At 65.1% G+C, this 17495-nt stretch carries 21 protein-coding genes and 1 pseudogene; 15 read left to right on the forward strand and 7 right to left on the reverse strand.

All coding sequences use genetic code 11. The features are described from left to right. Positions 1-481 precede the first annotated feature (481 nt). Positions 482-1348, reverse strand: a complete 867-nt coding sequence (dapA, locus tag PNI01S_RS08810) for a 4-hydroxy-tetrahydrodipicolinate synthase (RefSeq protein WP_084357884.1) — start codon at positions 1346-1348, stop codon at positions 482-484. A gap of 312 nt (positions 1349-1660) precedes the next feature. Next, the gene (gene epsC, locus PNI01S_RS08815; RefSeq protein ID WP_089285771.1) at positions 1661-2614 is read right to left on the reverse strand and encodes a serine O-acetyltransferase EpsC; all 954 of its coding nucleotides are present in this window, start codon (positions 2612-2614) and stop codon (positions 1661-1663) included. A 382-nt stretch (positions 2615-2996) separates the two neighbouring features. Between epsC and ssuD the strand changes: the two genes are divergently transcribed. Together ssuD and PNI01S_RS08825 are read left to right on the forward strand one after the other, a co-directional pair. Then, complete coding sequence (gene ssuD / locus PNI01S_RS08820; protein WP_024767193.1) at positions 2997-4139, forward strand: FMNH2-dependent alkanesulfonate monooxygenase; 1143 nt, start codon at positions 2997-2999, stop codon at positions 4137-4139. 108 nt (positions 4140-4247) lie between these two features. Beyond that, entirely contained in the window at positions 4248-4466 is a 219-nt protein-coding gene (locus PNI01S_RS08825; RefSeq protein WP_024767194.1) for a hypothetical protein, read from the forward strand. A 9-nt stretch (positions 4467-4475) separates the two neighbouring features. Here the strand turns inward: PNI01S_RS08825 and PNI01S_RS08830 are convergent, their stop codons facing one another. Beyond that, positions 4476-4721: a hypothetical protein gene (locus PNI01S_RS08830; protein ID WP_024767195.1), complete on the reverse strand. Its 246-nt coding sequence runs from the start codon at positions 4719-4721 to the stop codon at positions 4476-4478. Between the two features lie 80 nt (positions 4722-4801). After that, the gene (locus PNI01S_RS08835) at positions 4802-5041 is read right to left on the reverse strand and encodes a hypothetical protein (RefSeq protein ID WP_141678459.1); all 240 of its coding nucleotides are present in this window, start codon (positions 5039-5041) and stop codon (positions 4802-4804) included. A 248-nt stretch (positions 5042-5289) separates the two neighbouring features. Here PNI01S_RS08835 and PNI01S_RS08840 point away from each other — a divergent pair, with 248 nt between their 5' ends. Together PNI01S_RS08840 and PNI01S_RS08845 are read left to right on the forward strand one after the other, a co-directional pair. Further along, on the forward strand, positions 5290-5472 hold the full coding sequence (locus tag PNI01S_RS08840; protein ID WP_167632555.1) for a hypothetical protein: 183 nt from the start codon (positions 5290-5292) through the stop codon (positions 5470-5472). 170 nt (positions 5473-5642) lie between these two features. Then, positions 5643-5810 carry a con-10 family general stress protein gene (locus PNI01S_RS08845; protein ID WP_081754103.1) on the forward strand — a complete coding sequence of 56 codons (168 nt, stop codon included), beginning with the start codon at positions 5643-5645 and terminating at the stop codon, positions 5808-5810. A 123-nt stretch (positions 5811-5933) separates the two neighbouring features. On the opposite strand, the gene PNI01S_RS28215 is transcribed toward PNI01S_RS08845, so the two are convergent. After that, a complete protein-coding gene (locus tag PNI01S_RS28215) occupies positions 5934-6107 on the reverse strand; it encodes a hypothetical protein (RefSeq protein WP_099051252.1) in 174 nt (57 codons plus the stop codon). Between the two features lie 377 nt (positions 6108-6484). Between PNI01S_RS28215 and PNI01S_RS08850 the strand changes: the two genes are divergently transcribed. Continuing rightward, positions 6485-7126, forward strand: coding sequence for a phosphoribosyltransferase (locus tag PNI01S_RS08850; RefSeq protein ID WP_084357887.1), 642 nt, complete (start codon positions 6485-6487; stop codon positions 7124-7126). A 117-nt stretch (positions 7127-7243) separates the two neighbouring features. Here PNI01S_RS08850 and PNI01S_RS08855 read toward each other — a convergent pair whose 3' ends face one another. Then, positions 7244-8284 (reverse strand): LacI family DNA-binding transcriptional regulator, encoded by a 1041-nt coding sequence (locus PNI01S_RS08855; RefSeq protein WP_084357889.1) that lies wholly within the window; start codon positions 8282-8284, stop codon positions 7244-7246. A gap of 220 nt (positions 8285-8504) precedes the next feature. Between PNI01S_RS08855 and PNI01S_RS08860 the strand changes: the two are divergent. The 5 genes and pseudogenes from PNI01S_RS08860 to PNI01S_RS08880 all read left to right on the forward strand — a co-directional run. Then, positions 8505-9038: pseudogene (locus PNI01S_RS08860) on the forward strand (TonB-dependent receptor plug domain-containing protein); the annotation flags it as partial. A gap of 5 nt (positions 9039-9043) precedes the next feature. Next, complete coding sequence (locus PNI01S_RS08865; RefSeq protein WP_174602959.1) at positions 9044-9361, forward strand: type 2 periplasmic-binding domain-containing protein; 318 nt, start codon at positions 9044-9046, stop codon at positions 9359-9361. Between the two features lie 345 nt (positions 9362-9706). Then, positions 9707-10513, forward strand: a complete 807-nt coding sequence (locus tag PNI01S_RS08870; protein WP_024767201.1) for an ABC transporter substrate-binding protein — start codon at positions 9707-9709, stop codon at positions 10511-10513. Between the two features lie 78 nt (positions 10514-10591). Then, positions 10592-11305, forward strand: a complete 714-nt coding sequence (locus PNI01S_RS08875; RefSeq protein ID WP_024767202.1) for an amino acid ABC transporter permease — start codon at positions 10592-10594, stop codon at positions 11303-11305. 1 nt (position 11306) lies between these two features. Beyond that, on the forward strand, positions 11307-11999 hold the full coding sequence (locus PNI01S_RS08880) for an amino acid ABC transporter permease (RefSeq protein WP_084357891.1): 693 nt from the start codon (positions 11307-11309) through the stop codon (positions 11997-11999). Positions 12000-12002: 3 nt separating this feature from the next. On the opposite strand, the gene PNI01S_RS08885 is transcribed toward PNI01S_RS08880, so the two are convergent. Further along, complete coding sequence (locus PNI01S_RS08885; RefSeq protein WP_084357892.1) at positions 12003-12752, reverse strand: DUF899 domain-containing protein; 750 nt, start codon at positions 12750-12752, stop codon at positions 12003-12005. A gap of 95 nt (positions 12753-12847) precedes the next feature. On the opposite strand from PNI01S_RS08885, the gene PNI01S_RS08890 reads away from it, so the two are divergent. The 5 genes from PNI01S_RS08890 to PNI01S_RS08910 all read left to right on the forward strand — a co-directional run bounded on the left by PNI01S_RS08890 (position 12848) and on the right by PNI01S_RS08910 (position 17450). Beyond that, positions 12848-14068, forward strand: a complete 1221-nt coding sequence (locus PNI01S_RS08890) for a winged helix-turn-helix domain-containing protein (RefSeq protein WP_084357894.1) — start codon at positions 12848-12850, stop codon at positions 14066-14068. Positions 14069-14109: 41 nt separating this feature from the next. Beyond that, complete coding sequence (locus tag PNI01S_RS08895) at positions 14110-14757, forward strand: Vgb family protein (RefSeq protein ID WP_084357896.1); 648 nt, start codon at positions 14110-14112, stop codon at positions 14755-14757. 75 nt (positions 14758-14832) lie between these two features. After that, positions 14833-15282: a methyltransferase family protein gene (locus tag PNI01S_RS08900; RefSeq protein WP_084357898.1), complete on the forward strand. Its 450-nt coding sequence runs from the start codon at positions 14833-14835 to the stop codon at positions 15280-15282. Between the two features lie 99 nt (positions 15283-15381). Next, the gene (locus tag PNI01S_RS08905) at positions 15382-16074 is read left to right on the forward strand and encodes a response regulator transcription factor (RefSeq protein ID WP_084357900.1); all 693 of its coding nucleotides are present in this window, start codon (positions 15382-15384) and stop codon (positions 16072-16074) included. Next, entirely contained in the window at positions 16074-17450 is a 1377-nt protein-coding gene (locus tag PNI01S_RS08910; RefSeq protein WP_065085269.1) for a HAMP domain-containing sensor histidine kinase, read from the forward strand. The genes PNI01S_RS08905 and PNI01S_RS08910 overlap by 1 nt, the downstream gene beginning before the upstream one ends. The last annotated feature ends 45 nt before the right edge of the window (positions 17451-17495 follow it).

Below are 17495 nucleotides of genomic sequence, written 5' to 3' on the forward strand. Positions count from 1 at the left end.
GAACGCCTGGAGTACTGCGAGTATCCACATACAGAATTTAACATAATATACATTATGCGAAGTTACCTATGGCGCTACCGGGCTCGAGTGTCACGAATTTCAATCCGCAAAATCCCCCGCCTGGACAGTTCTGCTGCCTTTCTTTCGATTCCGGCTCAATCCACGTCGGTTCACGCCGATGCGACTCGATTCTCTTGTTCCTGCGCTTCGCGTATCACTGATGTCGATGCTCATGCTGCCTCTTGCCAAGCCGCATCTGATTTCAATGCACAGGTATCCGTTCAGGGTTTGCAAATCATTCGAGCAGACGCTCAGGCAGCGAAAGGTCTGATGCGAGTATTAAAGCCGCCTCAGGATCATGCCGCACGAGTCAGGCGCCACCCATTCCACTGCAGCCGACTTCGTCTTGCCAGTCGCCAGTAACGCGTTACCAAATATCCCTGCTCATTCTGGTAACGCGTTACCTGTCCTTTTGCAGAGCCTATCCAGCCAGCGCCGCCAAAACCCCGCGTAGCCTTCCCAGCGTCGCCGGCGTGCACGCCTGCATCGGCTCGCGCACCTCGTTGGCAATCAATCCTTGCAGTGCCAGCGCGCCCTTGACGGCTGACGGATTGGGCTCAGCGAAAGCGGCCTGCATCCAGGGCAGCAAGCGGTAGAAAATGGCTCGGGCAGCGATGACATTTCCTTCCTCCATCTGCCGGAACATCTGCATGTAGAGCTCGGCACCCACATGGGCCGACGCCGAGATCGCGCCGGCACCGCCCAGGCACAGGTTGGAGAATATCTGCAGGTCCTCGCCTGTGAGCACGTCGACGTGTCCGTCGGCGATCAGCGCCATGGTGGTTTCAGGGTCACCGCCGCAGTCCTTGATCGCGGCAATGTTGGGATGGCGGACGATGCGGCGCAGCGTTTCGCGCTCGATGCGCACACCGGTGCGGTACGGAATGTCGTAGAGCACAACGGGCACGCTGGCTGCGTCGGCGATGGTGTGGAAGAAGGATTCCAGGCCGGCCTGTGACGGACGAATGTAGTACGGCGCCGGCACCAGTACAGCAGCCACCGGGCGGCGCTGGATGTCCTCCAGGCAGGCCAGGAGCTCAGGCTGATTGTTGCCTGCCAACCCCATGATCACCTGCCGCGACGGCACCCATTGCAGTACCGCGTCGAGGATTTCCAGCTGCTCCGAGTGGCTCAAGGCGGCCGCCTCGCCGGTGGTGCCGCAGACGACGAAACCGCTGACGCCCTCCTCCAGCAGCTTCGCTACCAGACGCTGCAGGGCCGGAAAATCGACGGCGCCGCCACGAAAAGGCGTGGCCAGTGCCACCCAGATTCCACGAAAACTCGACATGCAAAAAACTCCTGTTGGCTGACCGTCGGGTCGCCGTCAGGGAGGGTGCGGAAATCAAGCGGGAGGGAGGTTCGACCTTGCGCCTTGTGTCCTGTCAGCCCATCTGACGGGACAGCGCCCCGGTCAAATGAGCGACTGTTTCTTCGATTTCTTCGCAACGACGACGCACGCGCCAGCCTGGGCAAGGAAGCCCGAAGCGGAAAGCGAATGATCGTGAGTGGGAAGCATGGAAATGCCGTTGCGCTAAATGTCTGACGGATACTGCTGAAGGAGCGAGGGAGCTGTCAACTCCCCCGCCCCGTTTCCATCGCATCAATCCTTGCCGCAGCGACTCTCGTCGTGCTGCAGGCTGGCTTGGCTCACCTGGCTGCCTGGCGGCACGCTGCGAGTCAGCCAGACGTTGCCGCCGATGGTCGAGCCCTTGCCGATGGTGACGCGCCCCAGGATGGTGGCGCCGGCGTAGATGACCACTTCGTCTTCGACGATCGGGTGGCGTGGTTCGCCCTTGTGCAACTGGCCGCTTTCGTCAGCGGTGAAGCGCTTCGCACCCAGGGTTACCGCCTGGTAGATGCGCACCTGTTTGCCGATGATCGCGGTTTCTCCGATTACCACGCCGGTGCCATGGTCGATGAAGAAACTGCTGCCGATCTGCGCGCCGGGATGGATGTCGATGCCGGTGGCCGAGTGCGCCAGCTCCGAGATGATCCGGGCCAGCAATGGCAAGCCGGCGTTGTACAGGTGATGCGCAAGGCGGTGGTGGATAATCGCGACGACGCCCGGGTAGCACAGCAGAACCTCGTCGACGCTGCGCGCGGCAGGGTCGCCCTGATAGGCGGCGAGCACGTCGGCATCCAGCAATTTGCGCATTTCCGGGAGCGCACGGGCGAAGTCGCGTACCAGCAGCACGGCATGCTCGTCGATCCGACCATCTACTACGTCACCGCGCTGCCGCGCGCTGTAGCGCAGTTCCAGGCGGGCCTGCACCAACAGTGCATTGAGGGCCGCGTCCAACGTATGGCCGACAAAGAAGTCTTCGCTTTCCTCGCGCAGGTCGTTCGGGCCGAGGCGCATGGGAAACAATGCGCTCGCCAGGCGTTCGACCACTTCCTCGATGGAGTGCCGCGAAGGCAGTTCACGACCGCCCTGTTCCGGATGTCGCCCAGTGCGGGATCGCCACTCGTTACGGGCTCCGCGCAGGTCCTCGACGATCTGCGCCAGTTGCCAGTTCACCGGGCCATTCTCGTTCAGTCGATTGGCGTCGTTCATCGCTTGCTGTGTTCCTTGGTATTCAGAGGCTTCGATCACGAATGCCTATCCTGATCGGTCGCGCCTCCGAGGACAAATCGCCGGAAGGCATAACCTAATGCCTTTTTCGCAGCGCCAAGTGCTGGCACAGCAACAGTCGATCAACAGCATTGCTGCCGCAGCAACACCTGCCCAGCGGCGAATCCCCCCGGAATCCGCGGGCCGCAGCGCTGGCACAAGCCTTGCTGCCCCGCAGGACCGCAGCGCAGCCGCTCTCGTACCTTCCCGCCTGAATCGAGCGCACCGACCGTGCCGGCTGCCGGGTCGCATTCCAATGAAGACTTGCCACGCGTGCACCGACAGGGCGACGCCCTACTTCGATGATGGCAACGAGGACACCCCTATGAGTCTGGATATTTTCTGGTTCCTGCCGACTTCCGGCGACACCCGCTACCTGGGTCATTCCGGCAGCGGCCGCCCGGCGACCAACGAGTACATGCGGCAGATCGCGGTCGCCGCCGACCAACTCGGTTACGACGGCCTGTTGATTCCCACGGGCAGCAGTTGCCTGGACCCCTGGGTCACTGCGGCCAGCCTGGTGCCGGTCACGCAGAGGATCAAGCTGCTGGTGGCGCTGCGCACCTCGCTGGGCAACCCGACAGCCTCCGCGCGCCAGGCCGCCTCCCTGGACCAGGCCAGTGGCGGTCGGCTGCTGCTCAACGTCGTCCCTGGCGGAGACAGCACTGAGTTGGAGGCGGATGGCGTTTTCCTCGGCCACGACGAACGCTACGCCGCCTCGGATGAATTCCTCACCATCTGGCGTCGCCTGCTGTCGGGCGAGACGGTGGACTTCGAAGGCCGGCACCTGAAGGTAAAGGGTGCGCAGAACTTCTTCCCTCCCGTGCAGAAGCCCTACCCGCCCCTGTACTTCGGTGGCTCCTCCCCTGCCGCCCATGAACTGGCCGCCAGGCATGTGGATGCCTACCTGACCTGGGGCGAGCCACCCGCCGCCGTGGCCGAGAAGATTGCCGACGTGCGCGAACGAGCAGCGCGCCTGGGGCGCACGGTGAGATTCGGCGTGCGCTTGCATGTGATCGTGCGGGAAACCAACGAGAAGGCCTGGGCCGCCGCCGACGAACTGATCAGCCACCTGGATGACGCCACCATCGCGGCCGCGCAGTCGAACTACGCGAAGATGGATTCGGTCGGCCAGCAGCGCATGGCCGCGCTGCATGGTGGCGACCGCAACAAGCTGGAGGTTGCGCCAAACCTCTGGGCCGGCGTCGGCCTGGTCCGTGGCGGTGCCGGCACCGCACTGGTAGGCGACCCGCAAACCGTCGCGGCACGCCTGCTGGAATATGCCGCGCTGGGAGTCGACAGCTTCGTGCTGTCGGGCTACCCGCACCTGGAGGAAGCCTACCGATTTGCCGAGCTGGTATTCCCGCTGCTGCCTGGCAAGGGGCGTGTAACGGTGGATGGCGTGCTCACCGGGGGCGCCTTCGACGTACGCGCCGGGCGCGAGGAGGCCAAGGACGCTGCCGCCTGATCGGTCAGCTCAAGTGTCGGTCCGATGACCAGTATTGCCCCTGAGCGATCAGGGGCTACTCTTGTCAGCCATTCCACAGATCGACCCTGCCAGGGAAGTCGCACGACCATGCAATGGCTGATCGAGTATCAACTCAACGGCAAGGACCGCCACCTGCTCATGCGCGCGCGGAGCATTCCCCATATCAAGGCGATCGCCTTCTCCATCTATGTTCGTGAATTCCCCGAGCAGCCCCGCCCGCTGCACTCCTCCGCCGAGGTCGAGTCCTGGCTGGGCGCCCGCGGCATTACCATCTGCGACGTCCGCCTGGTCTCGGCGCAGACCTGAGGCGGCGGCCTAGTCTCCCGCCCTGGCAACACGGTAGGTAACGTCCTGCACGTTGTGGGCCTCCACATTGCGGCGGATGGTGTGGTAGCGCTTCTGGTAGCCGCGCAGATCGTGGATCGGGATGTGCAGATGGCGCGCCACGTGGCTCCATGCCCGCGCTTCGCTCATGGATTCGTCCTCGGCTTCGAACTCGAATTCCCGCCCGTCTCGCACAAAGCAGACGTGATAACGCCTGGTCAGGGATTCGTCCTGCATGGTGCCTCCGGATTCTGGCTCTCTCCCAAGCACTGACCGGGCGACCGTAGCGGCGGTTCAAATCGATCGTTCGAGCTGGATCAGTCCATGACCACCCATGAAATGGTGCCTCCCTCGCCGGACGCATGGTGCAGCACGAGATCGATGCGGTGGGCGGCGTGAAGCAGGGTTTCCGCGTCGTGTTCCAGCAACTGCGCCGCGGCCATCAGCGCCGATGCCGTGTCGGCAGTGCCGGCCTTGAGCGCGGCCTCGCGCAGCACCTGGACAACGCAGGTCTCGTTGAAAGCCGAGGCCATTAGCACCTTCCGCAGTCGTTCCACGTCAGCCTCCCTTGGCCCTGTGCGCCTGTGAGGAATAGCTCCATTTGACCCAGTGCGTCGCCTCGGCCGACGATTGGCGCGGCTTGCGAGCTCGGCTATTATTGGTAACGCGTTACCATGAAGGGCAGATCAATACGGTAACGCGTTACCAACCCCCTGACGAGGCCCGCATGAAAGACGCCAAGGACAGAGCCACTCGCGACGCTTTCGAAGCCCCGAGCAAAGGCCGCCCCCGCAAGGAAGGCGCCATGACCAACGCCGAAAAGCAGGCCGCCTACCGCAAGCGCCGCGCGGAATCCGGCGGCGGTGCGGTCATGCTCAACAACGAAGAAATCTGGCTGATCTGCCACGCCCTCGATGGCAAGGTCTGGGAGGCGGACGCCGAGCAGCGGCAGAAGCTCATCGGCCGGCTTCGCAAACGCGTGGTGTGACGGGTGTGCCAGCAGGCGAACTCCGCTCGGTCGTGCTCCCCCATATAACGAGCGGCCGCCCGATTCATGCCTGATCGTTCTTAAAATCAGTCGAACACCGCTGATCGATTTGTTTCGGATGAAGTGAATGCACCGCATTCGCCCATTCACTTCCCACGGAGTAGTTCCCCATGGCCGAACACAGAGGTGGTAAAGGCAACTTTGCGGAAGACCCCCAGCGGGCATCCGAGGCCGGCAGGAAAGGCGGCCAGCATAGCGGCGGCAATTTCAAGAATGACCCGGCGCGTGCATCCGAGGCGGGTCGCAAGGGAGGCCAGCGCAGCCGCGCTGATCACTGACCGGCAGAGGGTGGTCTCCGGCGCTCGCCGGCACGATGAATCCACCCTGCTCTCTTCAACGAAAACGGCGCCCAGGGACGGGCGCCGTTTTCGCTGGCCGCCATCGGTGCGGCGGGCCCCCGGTCACTGAGTGCAGAGCACCTCGCTGACCTGGATATCGGAGCGCGAATCGCGCCCGATCGGCCCATGCAGTGCGCGGACGAATTGTTGCGCCTGCTGGCGGCTCAGGCTCTCCTGCACCAGCACAGTGCTCATGGGTTGGCCGTTGCGGCGGTAGCGGATCAGGTACGCGTGCATGGCGATCTCTCCTCGGTTGGCTGGTGGCAGACGAAACTCGCAGGAGCAACTATAGGCACAGCTCCGGCAAAGAGCGGGATCGGTACCGTTTCGGCATGGACCTGATACTGGGAGTCGCAATACTGGCAGTCGTTCAAGGTGTGTGGCAGACGCTCCCGATAGGGCCGTCCGCGCGCAATTCCTGAACCTTCGATGGGGCTGCCGCTCACAATTCACGGCAGCCCCATGCAGGCTCAGTCGGTACGAATCTGCCAGGCGCCATCGATTTCCGGCGGCTCGCAGTCGCAGCGAGGTCCGTCTGGCCCGGACCGGCAAACGCACCCGCAAATGGCGCCGGGCACGGGCCAGGCTGCTGTGATTCGCGAAAGGAGGTTCAGATGCCCTCAGTGCGATACACCAATCGTCGCCATGCCGGCGTGGCGCTGGCGATGGTCCTGCGCGACATGCCGCTGGAAAACCCGCTGATCCTCGCTCTGCCCCGCGGTGGCGTGCCCGTCGCCAAGGAGGTCGCCCGAGCGCTGGGCGCGCCGCTGGATGTACTGCTGGTGCGCAAGATCGGCGCACCCGGCAACGAGGAGTACGCCCTGGGCGCCATTGTCGACGGCCCCGAGCCAAACTGGGTGGTGGACGAACAGATGCTCGAGCAGCTTGATCCGCCGCCGGAATGGTTTGAACAGCAGGTGCTGGAGCAGATCCGCGAACTGGAGCGGCGCCGTTTGCTGTACCGCGGCGCGAAGGCGCCAGCGCAACTCGAGGATCGCGACCTGATCGTCGTCGATGACGGCCTGGCGACTGGCAGCAGTGTGCGCGCCGCGCTCAAGTACCTGCGTGCACAGCACCCGCACAAGGTGGTGCTCGCCGTTCCGGTGGGCCCGGCGGAAACCGTGCAGAAGCTGCGTGACGAGGTGGATACCCTGATCTGCCTGGACACGCCGTCACCGTTCCGCGCAGTGGGTGATCACTACCGGGACTTCCACCAACTCACTGACCAGGAAGTGATCGACCTGCTGGCCAAGTAGGCGCGCTTGAGCTTTTCGCAGGAGCGAGTCTGCTCGCGAACCGCTCGACTACGGAGCCGCCGGGATACTCGTTCACGAGCCGGCTCGCTCCTGCAGTGGATGGACAGGCTGAAGGGCTCAGGCGCTTTCGCGCTCCAGCACCCGGCAGCCGAGCAGGTTCAGACGTTCCACCTCGCCATCCAGTGGCACCACACCGATGGACTGCAGCACGCGCAGCGCTGCGATCTCGCCGATCTCGCGGGCTGGCGGCTTGATGGTGGACAGGTTGGGCAGCAGCATCGGCGCGAAGGGATAGTCACCGAACCCCAGCACCGCGCACTCATCAGGAATCTTCAGCCCTGCGCGCTGCCCCGCGAGCAGGCCACCGGCAGCGAGGTTGTCGTTGGCGAAGACGATCGCCTCGGGACGGTGCGACCCTCGTGCCATCAATGATTCCATGGCCTGCCGCCCAGCCTCGAAAGGCGCGCTCTCGGTGGGTACGAACATCCAGGGCTCGCCACCCAGTTCGCGCAAGGAATCGGCATAGCCGTCGCGGCGGTCCAGGGCGCTGAAGTCTCCTGGCGCGCTGTTCTGCACGAAGGCGATTCGCCGGTAGCCCTTGCCGTGCAGGTAGTGCACGGCATCCACGCCGACCTGGTAATGGGAAAAACCGACCTGGATCGGCGCGCGCCCAGGCTGGTAATCCCACACCTCCACCACTGGCATGTCCGCCCCTGCAATGAGCTTTTCGGTGGCCGGCGTATGGAAATGGCTGGTCAGCACCAGCGCCGCCGGGTTCCAGCCGAGAAAGGCGCGTACGGCGTTTTCCTCCCTGTCTTCGGAGAAGTAGCTGGATGCCAGCAGCAGTTGGTAACCGTGCGCGGCCAGGGTGTCGCTGAAGGCCTGGATGGTGTCGGCGAAGATCGGCCCGGAAATGTTCGGCACCACCATCCCCACTACCCTGCCCCGCGCCGAGGCCAGCCCGCCGGCAACCTGGTTGGGCACGTAACCCAGCTCCTCCACTGCCGCGGCGATGCGCTCGCGCAGGTCATCCGACAGCTGCGCCGGCTGGTTGAAGTAGCGCGACACGCTGATGGCGGAAACCCTCGCCAGCTCCGCCACGGCGGTGAGCGTCACGCGCCCTGCCCCACGGCGTTTGCGCGGTATCTGGTTGGCCAATTCGGCGCTCCTGTTTCTTTAAGTCAGGAATATAAACGTAATTTTTAATTATTTGACGATCTATCTAGTGATTCAGGATACTCGCCAATGTTAGCGCTAACAACACAAACTGTCCGCAACGATTCCAGCCACTCGCACGAGCGAGCGCTCGTGACAGTCCCGTAGAGAAAAGCGCCCCGAAATGAGAAACGAGGGCGGACCAGGGCACGAAGGAGTGGCTATGCAATCGCAACAATGGGGGACGCTCGGCCGTCCGCAATTCACCGGCCGACGCAGCGCGCTGGCCCTGGGCATCGCCAGTGTGATCGGCGCGCTGGCCTGCAGCGTGCAGGCAGCCGAAACCACGGGCAGCAACACCCAGTCCGCCGACTCGGCGCCGACGCTCAAGGCAGTGACCGTCACCGCGACCCGTCGCGAAGAGTCGCTGCAGAAGGTCCCCGTCGCAGTCTCGGTGATCGACGGCGAACAGCTGGAGCGCGACAACCGCAACAACGTGTCGAGCATCGTCCAACAGGTGCCGACCCTGAATTTCCGCACCGGCGCCTCGAACAAGGACACCTCGCTGTTCGTGCGTGGCGTGGGCACCATTTCCACCTCCCCCGGCGTCGAGCCGAGCGTGTCGACGGTGATCGACGGCGTAGCGCTCGGCCGGCCCGGCCAGGCGACCCTGGACCTGCTTGACGTCGAGCGCATCGAAGTGCTGCGCGGCCCACAGGGCACGCTGTTCGGCAAGAACGCCTCGGCCGGCGTGCTCTGGGATTGAGCGGGCCGTTCTACCTGTCCAGCCGTGAGTACGCTGGAGCGAATCCCGAGTTCATCCGCCAGGTACTGGACAGCCTCAACCAGGCCGAAGCCCTGACCCGTAGCGACGAAACCGGCAGCGTAGCGATCATGGCGCGCGTCACCGGCCTCTCTCCGGACGTGATCGCGGAAACCTTCAAGCATCGCCCGCCCTCGCCTATCCGTCCGCTGGAGGATGCAGACATTGCCGCACAGCAGCGCACCGCCGACCTGTTCCTCGCCGAGCGCATCCTGCCCCGCACCGTCGACGTCAGTGCCGCACGCTGGAGGCCCTGACAGCTTCCGCCCTTTGTAGGAGCGAGCTTGCTCGCGAACGAAGTTCCCGGCGAGTCGGGCGCTTGGCCGTTCGCGAGCAAGCTCGCTCCTACAGGTGCAATTCCGCTCCTACGCACATGCGAGATTCATGTAAATGGTTATCTAATCGGTTACTTTATATTTCTTCCAGTTATTAGATAGACCAATTCATTCCTTCTCCGCAGCCCCGCCGCACTGCCACACTCGGCTTCGCCGGCGGGCGACCCTCGCCGCTCTACAGCGGGCTTCTCCCACCCTCGAGCGCCCGCTCTCGATCACCCCGGGACCCCGTCAAACGAGCGTGGCCCGACAAGGAGCTGGATGTTCATGAAGAAACTCACTGCCGTTACCGCCCTCGCCCTGGCCGTCCTCTCGGGGCTGGCTCACGCCGACCGCCTGGAAGACATCAAGAAGGCCGGAGTGCTGCGCGTAGCCGCCTTCGACAGCAACCCGCCGTTCGGCTTCGTCGACGCCAGAAGCAAGCAGATCGAAGGCCTCGACGTGGATTACGCCAAGGCACTGGCCGACAAGCTCGGCGTCAAGCTGCAGGTACTGCCGACCAACCCCGCCAACCGTATTCCGCTGCTGACCGCGAACAAGGTCGACCTGGTGCTGGCCAACTTCACCATCACCCCCGAGCGCGCCGAGCAGGTGGATTTCAGCATCCCCTATTTCTCCTCCGGGCAGCAGTTCATCGTGCGCAAGGGCAGCCTGAAATCGCCGGAAGACCTGAACAAATGGCGCGTCGGCGTCGACAAGGGCACAGTGAACGAAGGCGTTTTGCGGGAGAAATTCCCCGGCGCCAAGGTCATCGCCTACGACGACACACCGTTCGCCTTCACCGCCCTGCGCAACGGCCAGGTCCAGGCCATCACCCAGGACGGCCCCAAGCTGATCGGCCTGCTGGCCAACGTGCCGGACAAGGACAAGTACGAAGTCCCGCCCTTCACCATCTCCAATGACCTGATTGGTGTGGGCATCCCCAAGGGAGAGAAAACCCTGACCGAGTTCGTCAACCAGAGCCTCACCGAACTGGAGGCTGATGGTAAAGCCCAGACCATCTACGACACCTGGTTCGGCCCGACCACCAAGACGCCCCTGGCGCGCCTTTACAAGATCGGCGACAAGAGCTGATCCGCGCCGACCTTCCGCACCACCCCACGCCCCGGCTCGCCGGGGCGTGTCCGTTTCTTCCACTGATGGATTCGTGACATGTTCGGCGAACTGCTCGCCCCGACCTACCTGCGCTGGTTGCTCGACGGCTTTCTGCTCACCCTTGCTATCTCCCTGTTCTGCTGCGTACTTGCCACCCTGCTCGGCGCGCCGCTGGCCATTGCCCGGCAGGCGAAATCGCGCTGGCTGTCGTGGCCGGCGCGGGCTTATCTCGCGCTGTTGCGCAACACGCCGCTGCTGGTGCAGCTGTTCTTTTGGTATTTCGGCGTGCCCGCGCTACTCCCGGAGGAGCTGGTGTTCTGGCTCAACTCACCCCACGAGCTGGGCTGGCTCGCATGGCCGTCGTTCGAGTTTCTCGCCGCCGCGTGGGGGCTGACGCTCTACACCACGGCGTTCATTGCCGAGGAGTTCCGCGCCGGTATTGCCTCGGTCAGTGCACAACAGCGTGAAGCCGGCATGGCGCTGGGCCTTCGCCCGATACAGGTTTGGCGCTGGGTGATCCTGCCGCAGGCGCTGCGCACTGCACTGCCCCCGCTGATGGGCCAGTACATGAACGCCCTGAAAAACTCCTCGCTGGCCATGGCCATCGGCCTGGCGGAGCTGTCCTACGCCTCGCGACAGGTGGAGACGCAGACCTTCAAGACCTTCCAGGCGTTCGGCATCGCCACCCTGCTGTACATCGGCGCCATCGCGCTGATCGAGGCGCTGGGCCAGGCGATCCAGCAGACCCGCCGCTATCGCCAGGGGGCCTGACATGGATTTCTCGGTGATCTCGGACAACCTGTCCTATTTCCTCATCGGCGCCTACCCGGACGGCCCGCTCGGCGGCGCGGCACTCACGGTGATCCTTGCCCTGGCCTCCGGCCTTGCCTCAGCGGTGATCGGCCTGGCACTGGGCATCGCGTTGTCGGTATTGAGTGGCAAACCGCGCCTGCTGCTGGTGGCGTTCCTCGGTTTCTTCCGCGCCATCCCGGTGCTGATGCTGATCTTCTGGGTCTACTTCCTGCTGCCCATCGTTCTGCACATCGACGTGCCTGCACTGGGCACGGTGGTCTGCGCCCTGTCGCTGATCGGCGGGCCCTATCTGGCGCACTCGGTGCACGCGGGTATCGAAAGCCTGCCCAAGGGCCAGTGGGACGCCGCCCGCGCGCTGGGCCTGCGCCCATGGCAGGTGCTCACCCTGGTGATCCTGCCGCAGGCGCTGCCGATCATGCTGCCGTCCTTTCTCAACCAATGGGTCTCGCTGATCAAGGACACTTCGCTGGCCTACGTGATCGGCGTGGGCGAGCTGTCCTTCGTCGCCACCCAGGTGAGCAACCGGGTGATGGTGCATCCCACGGAAGTCTTCCTGTTCGTCGCCCTGCTCTACTTCCTGCTGTGCTCGGCGCTGGACCTGACGGCGGCGTTGGTGGCGAGGCTGCGGCCGGCTTATCGCAAGCCCGTGTGAGCCTCAGTACTCATCGTGCCGGCGCCACCACATGCCCTGCTCGTTGCGCCCGCGTGGCGCGCGGTCGAGCCACTGGAACAGGCCCCAGAGGGTATCCAGGCCGCGGGCGTAGGTGGAGTAGCAGTGATAGATGTGGTCGCCTTCGCGAACGAAGCTGCTCATGCCGGGCAGATCACGGGTAAAAGTCGCCACATCGGTGCCGCAGCAGGCGGCGGTTTCCACGACGGGTGCCGGTGCCGGCCCCTTGGCCGGGCCTTCGCGGCGGAAGTTGTAGTCGACTTCCCCGCCGCGCTGCTGTGCTTCGGTGAAGGATACGTTGAAGTCGTAGTTGAAGCCGCTGCCGTGGGATGACGCCCAGGGGAAGCTCCAGCCCATGCGTCGCCGATACCCCAGCAGCCTTTCCAGCGGTGCGCGGGACACCGCCACCAGGCTGACGTCGTGGTTCGCCAGGTGGCTGGCGTAGCCGTCGAAACCGTCGGCGATGTTCGAGCAGGACGGGCAGCCGGCTCGGTAGTCCGGACCGAACATGAAATGGTAGACCAGCAACTGCGAGCGGCCGGCAAACAGCTCCTGAAGGCTTGCAGGGCCCTGTTCGGTGTCGAAGCGGTAGTCCTTGTCGATCAGCACCCAGGGCAGCGCCTGGCGCTTGCGGGCCAGCTCGTCGCTGCGCCGGGTCAGCGCCTTTTCCTCGGCCAGCAGCTCCAGGCGTGCGGCCAGCCATTCTTCGCGGGTGCCGATGGAATGGGCAGTCATGGCAGTTCTCCTCCGCCAGCGGCGGTTCGGTGGGCATGGCTTAGACTAGGCAGCGGGCCGACGTCGACGGGAGTGACAAAGGTGGCGGGATTTACATGGATTCGCTGATCACCGCGGCTGCCCGCGCTTTGGCAGCGGGCGATCCGCTGGGCGCGTTGAACCGCGTGGCACTGCGCGAAGACCCGCCGGCTCTCGCCCTGCGCGGCATTGCCATGGCGCAACTGAACGACTATCCCCGCGCCCGAGCCCTGCTCCGCCGTGCCGGCCGCGCGTTTGGCGCCCATGAGCCGATGGAGCGAGCGCGCTGCCGGGTTGCCGAGGCGGAAGTGGCGCTGGCCAGCCGCGAACTGAATTGGCCGGCCGAGCCGATGGAAAACGCCGCGAAGACTCTGGAGGCTCACGGCGACGAGGGAAACGCGGCCCAGGCGCGTTATGTGCTGATTCGCCGAGCGCTGCTGGTCGGCCATCTTGACGAGGCAGAAAGCCGGCTGGCGGCGCTTGATCCAAGCGCCATCCCGGCACCATTGCGTGCTGTGCACTGGCTCATCGTCTCGGGCCTTGCCGTGCGCCGGGTGCGTGCCGGCGAAGCGCGCGCGGCGCTGCGGGCTGCGGCCCTGGCGGCCAGGGAAGCCGGAATACCGGCGCTGTGCGCCGAGGTCGAGCAGGCCGGGCGACTGCTCGATGCACCGGCCGCACGACTGATCTCGCCGCAAGCGGATCGCCTGTTGTCGCTGGAGGAAGTGGAAAGTCTGCTGGGCTCGGACGCTTTGGTGGTGGATGCCTGCCGCAGCCGCTTCGGCCCTGTGGCGCTGGCCAGCCGGCCGGTGCTCTTTGCCCTGGCCCGCGCGCTGGCCGAAGCCTGGCCTGGCGATGTATCACGCGCAGACCTGATCGCCCGGGTGTTCCGCACCCGCCACCCGGACGAAACCCACCGGGCGCGCCTGCGGGTGGAGATGGGCCGCTTGCGCCGCCTGCTGCAGCCACTGGCGCGGCAGCCTCTGGCACGGATAGCGGCGACGCCGCGCGGGTTCGCGCTGTATCCCGAAAAGACCACCCGCCTGATTGTCCTCGCGCCGCCGCTGGAGGACTCCCACGCCGACGTACTGGCGTTGCTGAGCGATGGCGAGGCCTGGTCCAGTTCGGCCCTGGCCATGGCGCTCGGCAGCAGCCAGCGCAGCGTTCAGCGCACGCTCGAAACACTGGCCAGAACCGGGCGGGTACAGGCGTTGGGCCAGGGCCGGGCGCGGCGCTGGACGCTGCCGCCAGCGCCCGGATTCGCGACGACCTTGTTACTCCCCGCGCCCTTCGGCGCCTGAATAGGCTCAAGCCTCCCATCCACAACGTGCAGGGCCAAACCATGACTCGCTACAAGCAATCTCCCGCAGAAGTACTCCAGGAATACGGCCCATACCCCGGCGTCGAGACCGTCGCCGGCGTGACCTGGGATGGCGAGCGCGTCTGGATCGCCACCGGTGACCATCTGCAACGGCTGGACCCCGCCAGCGGCGAGCTGGAAGCGTCGATCGCAGTTCCTGCCCACGCCGGTACGGCCTTTGACGGCAAGTACCTGTACCAGATCGGCGAAAGCATCATCCAGAAGATCGACCCGGCCAGCGGCAAGGTGCTGGCGAGCATTCCGGCACCCGGCAAGGGCGGCGACTCCGGCATGGCCTGGGCGGAGGGTTCGCTCTGGGTCGGCGAGTACCGCGCCAGGAAGATTCACCAGATCGACCCGGAAACCGGTGAAGTCCTGCGTACGATTGATTCAAATCGTTTCGTCACCGGCGTGACCTGGGTCGAGGGACAACTCTGGCATGGCACCTGGGAGCCGGAGTCGACCTACAGCGAGCTACGCCGCATCGACCCGCAGTCCGGCGAGGTTCTGGAGCAGCTGGACATGCCCGAGGGCGTGCACGTTTCTGGCCTGGAAGCCGACGGCGCCGAGCGTTTCTACTGTGGCGGCGGCAACAGCGGCAAGGTCCGCGCGGTGCGTCGGCCGCGCTGAGGCGCGCCAGCGAACGCAATCTGGGCTAGTGTTGGCAGCTCACTGGATTTGGCCGCACTGGCCCGGAGACCGAGCATGGATTGGCTGGAACACCGCATTCCCCCGCCCCTGGTGGCGATCATCAGCGGCCTGCTGATGTGGCTGGCGGTACGCCCGATTGCGCCCCTGGGTGGCCGCCTGTGGCTGGCGCTGCTGGTGGTGCTGGCCGGGGCGGCGGTCTGTCTGGCTGGCGTGGCGTCTTTCCGTCGTGCACGCACCACGGTCAATCCGCTGAAACCGGAGAGCGCCTCGTCCCTGGTGGTCGCCGGCATCTACCGGCACACCCGCAACCCAATGTACCTGGGCTTCGCCATCATCCTGCTGGGCTTGTGCGTGTTCCTTGGGTCCGCACTGGCGGTGCTCGGTGTCGCAGCCTTCGTGCTGTACATCGGCCGATTCCAGATCCGCCCCGAGGAAAGGGCGTTGCGCGAGCTGTTCGGCGCGGAGTTCGAGGCTTTCTGCGGTCGGGTGCGACGCTGGGTCTGAGGGCCTCGCGGCAGATTGCCATTGCCTTGTGACCGGGAGAGATGAGATATTTGCAAATGCTAAACATTCTCATCAAAGAAACTCTCATCAAGGTTTATCGTGTCCCCTTCGCTTCTGCTGGTGGAGGACGATTCCCGTCTTCGCCTGGACCTCGAACGCCATTTCTGTCAGCGCGGTTTTGCCGTCACCACCTGCGCCAACGGTGACCATGGCCTCGTCGCCGTTCACCAGAACGACTTCGACCTGGTCGTGCTGGACATCATGCTGCCCGGCGTCGATGGGCTTTCTTTGCTCGACACCCTGCGCAGCCAACGCGCTACACCGGTCATGCTGATGTCCGCCCTGGGCGCGGAGCAGGACCGCATCACCGGCTTCACCCGTGGCGCCGACGACTACCTGCCCAAGCCCTTCAGCCTGGCGGAACTGGACGCGCGCATCGATGCGCTGCTGCGCCGGGTCAGTCTGGACCGTGCCCGCGAGGTGCCTCGCCCGCAGGGCTCGCTGGAGTTCGACGATGAGCTGCAGGACGTTTCCCGCAACGGTGAGCACGCAGGGCTGACGCATTCCGAGTATCGCCTGCTGGCCACGCTGAACGCCCACGCCGGCGAGGCACTGAGCAAGAGTTTCCTCTACCAGAGCGTGCTGCACCGCGCGTACACGCGCCTCGATCGCGGGCTGGACGTGCACGTCTGCAACCTGCGCCGCAAGCTGGCCGCCATCGGCGCGCTGCAGGTGCAGATCCAGGCGGTGCGCGGCCAGGGCTACATCCTGGTGGACGCGGAACGCCACTGATGCGCCGTCATCCCCTGCTATGGAAGATCGCCGCGCTGCAGGTCGGCTTCTGCCTGCTGCTGACCTGGCTGATCTGGACCTGGGGCCTGTCGCTGGAGCGCAGCACCTACTTCCTGGGCGAAGCCGATCGCGACTACCTCGCGCGCTATGCCGAGCAGGCGGAAATGGTCTTCGAGCAGCACGGCGCCGAAGGTGTCGAGCGCTTCCGCCGGGAGTTGGCCGCCGCTGAAGACACCTGGGTGGCGGTGATCGGCGACCACCTGCAGAGCCTGGGCACCACGCCACTGACGGCGGCGGAATCCAGCCACCTGACGTTCATGCGCAAGCTCGACTGGCCGATGAGCCGACGCCTGCAGGATGAGCTGCCCTACGTCAGCATCGAGTTTCCCGCACATCCCGAACGCGGCCGGCTGGTCATGCAACTGCCCGAGCGGCTGCTACCTGGCGGCCTGACGCCCTGGACGCACCTGTTCAGCCACGGCGTGGTGCCGACCCTGCTGGCCGCCCTCCTCGGCCTGCTGATCTACCGCCACCTGGTGCTGCCGCTCAATCGCCTGCGCGCCCGTGCTGACGCCCTGCGCGCCGACGATCTGGACAGCGATATGCCCGGCACGCCACTGGCCAATCGCCGCGATGAGCTGGGCGAGCTGGCACTGGCCTTCGATCACATGGCCGAGCGGCTACGTCACAGCCTTGCGCAGCAGCGACTGCTGCTGCGCACCCTGTCCCACGAGCTGCGCACTCCGCTGGCGCGCCTGCGCATCGCCCATGACAGTGACCTGCCGGCGGAGCATCTGCGCGAGCGGCTGGGCCGTGAGATCAACGATATGCAGCGCCTGCTGGAAGACACCCTCGACCTGGCGTGGATGGATACCGAGCGCCCGCAGCTCGAACGTGAGCCGGTGCTGGTGCTGTCGGTGTGGGAGGCGCTGCGCGAAGACGCCTGCTTCGAAAGTGGCTGGGAAGTCGAACGTCTGCCCTGCTCGCTGGGCACCGACTGCAGGGTGCAGGTGCACCTGAACAGCTTCGCCCAGGCCATCGAGAACCTGCTGCGCAACGGTATCCGCCACTCCCCGCGCAACGGCAAGGTGCGTCTGGACGGCTGGCGCGAAGGCGGTTTCTGGCATCTATGTGTCAGCGACGATGGCCCCGGCGTCGCCGAACCTGACCTTGAGCGCATCTTCCAGCCCTACCAGCGGCTACAGCCGTCCGAGTCCAGCGGTTTCGGCCTTGGCCTGGCCATCGCCCGGCGCGGTATCGAGCTAGCGGACGGCCGCCTGTGGGCCGAAAACGGCGCGAAGAATGGCCAGGCCGGGCTCTGCCTGCACCTGCTGCTGCCCGCAGCGCCGAGCCAACAGTCCATCGCAAGTGTTTAGAAAGTTAATGCGCTTTACTGGCAAATAGCAGTCATTATCATTTGT

The organism is Pseudomonas nitroreducens NBRC 12694 (assembly GCF_002091755.1).
In the GTDB taxonomy this organism is placed as follows: Bacteria; Pseudomonadota; Gammaproteobacteria; order Pseudomonadales; family Pseudomonadaceae; genus Pseudomonas; species Pseudomonas nitroreducens.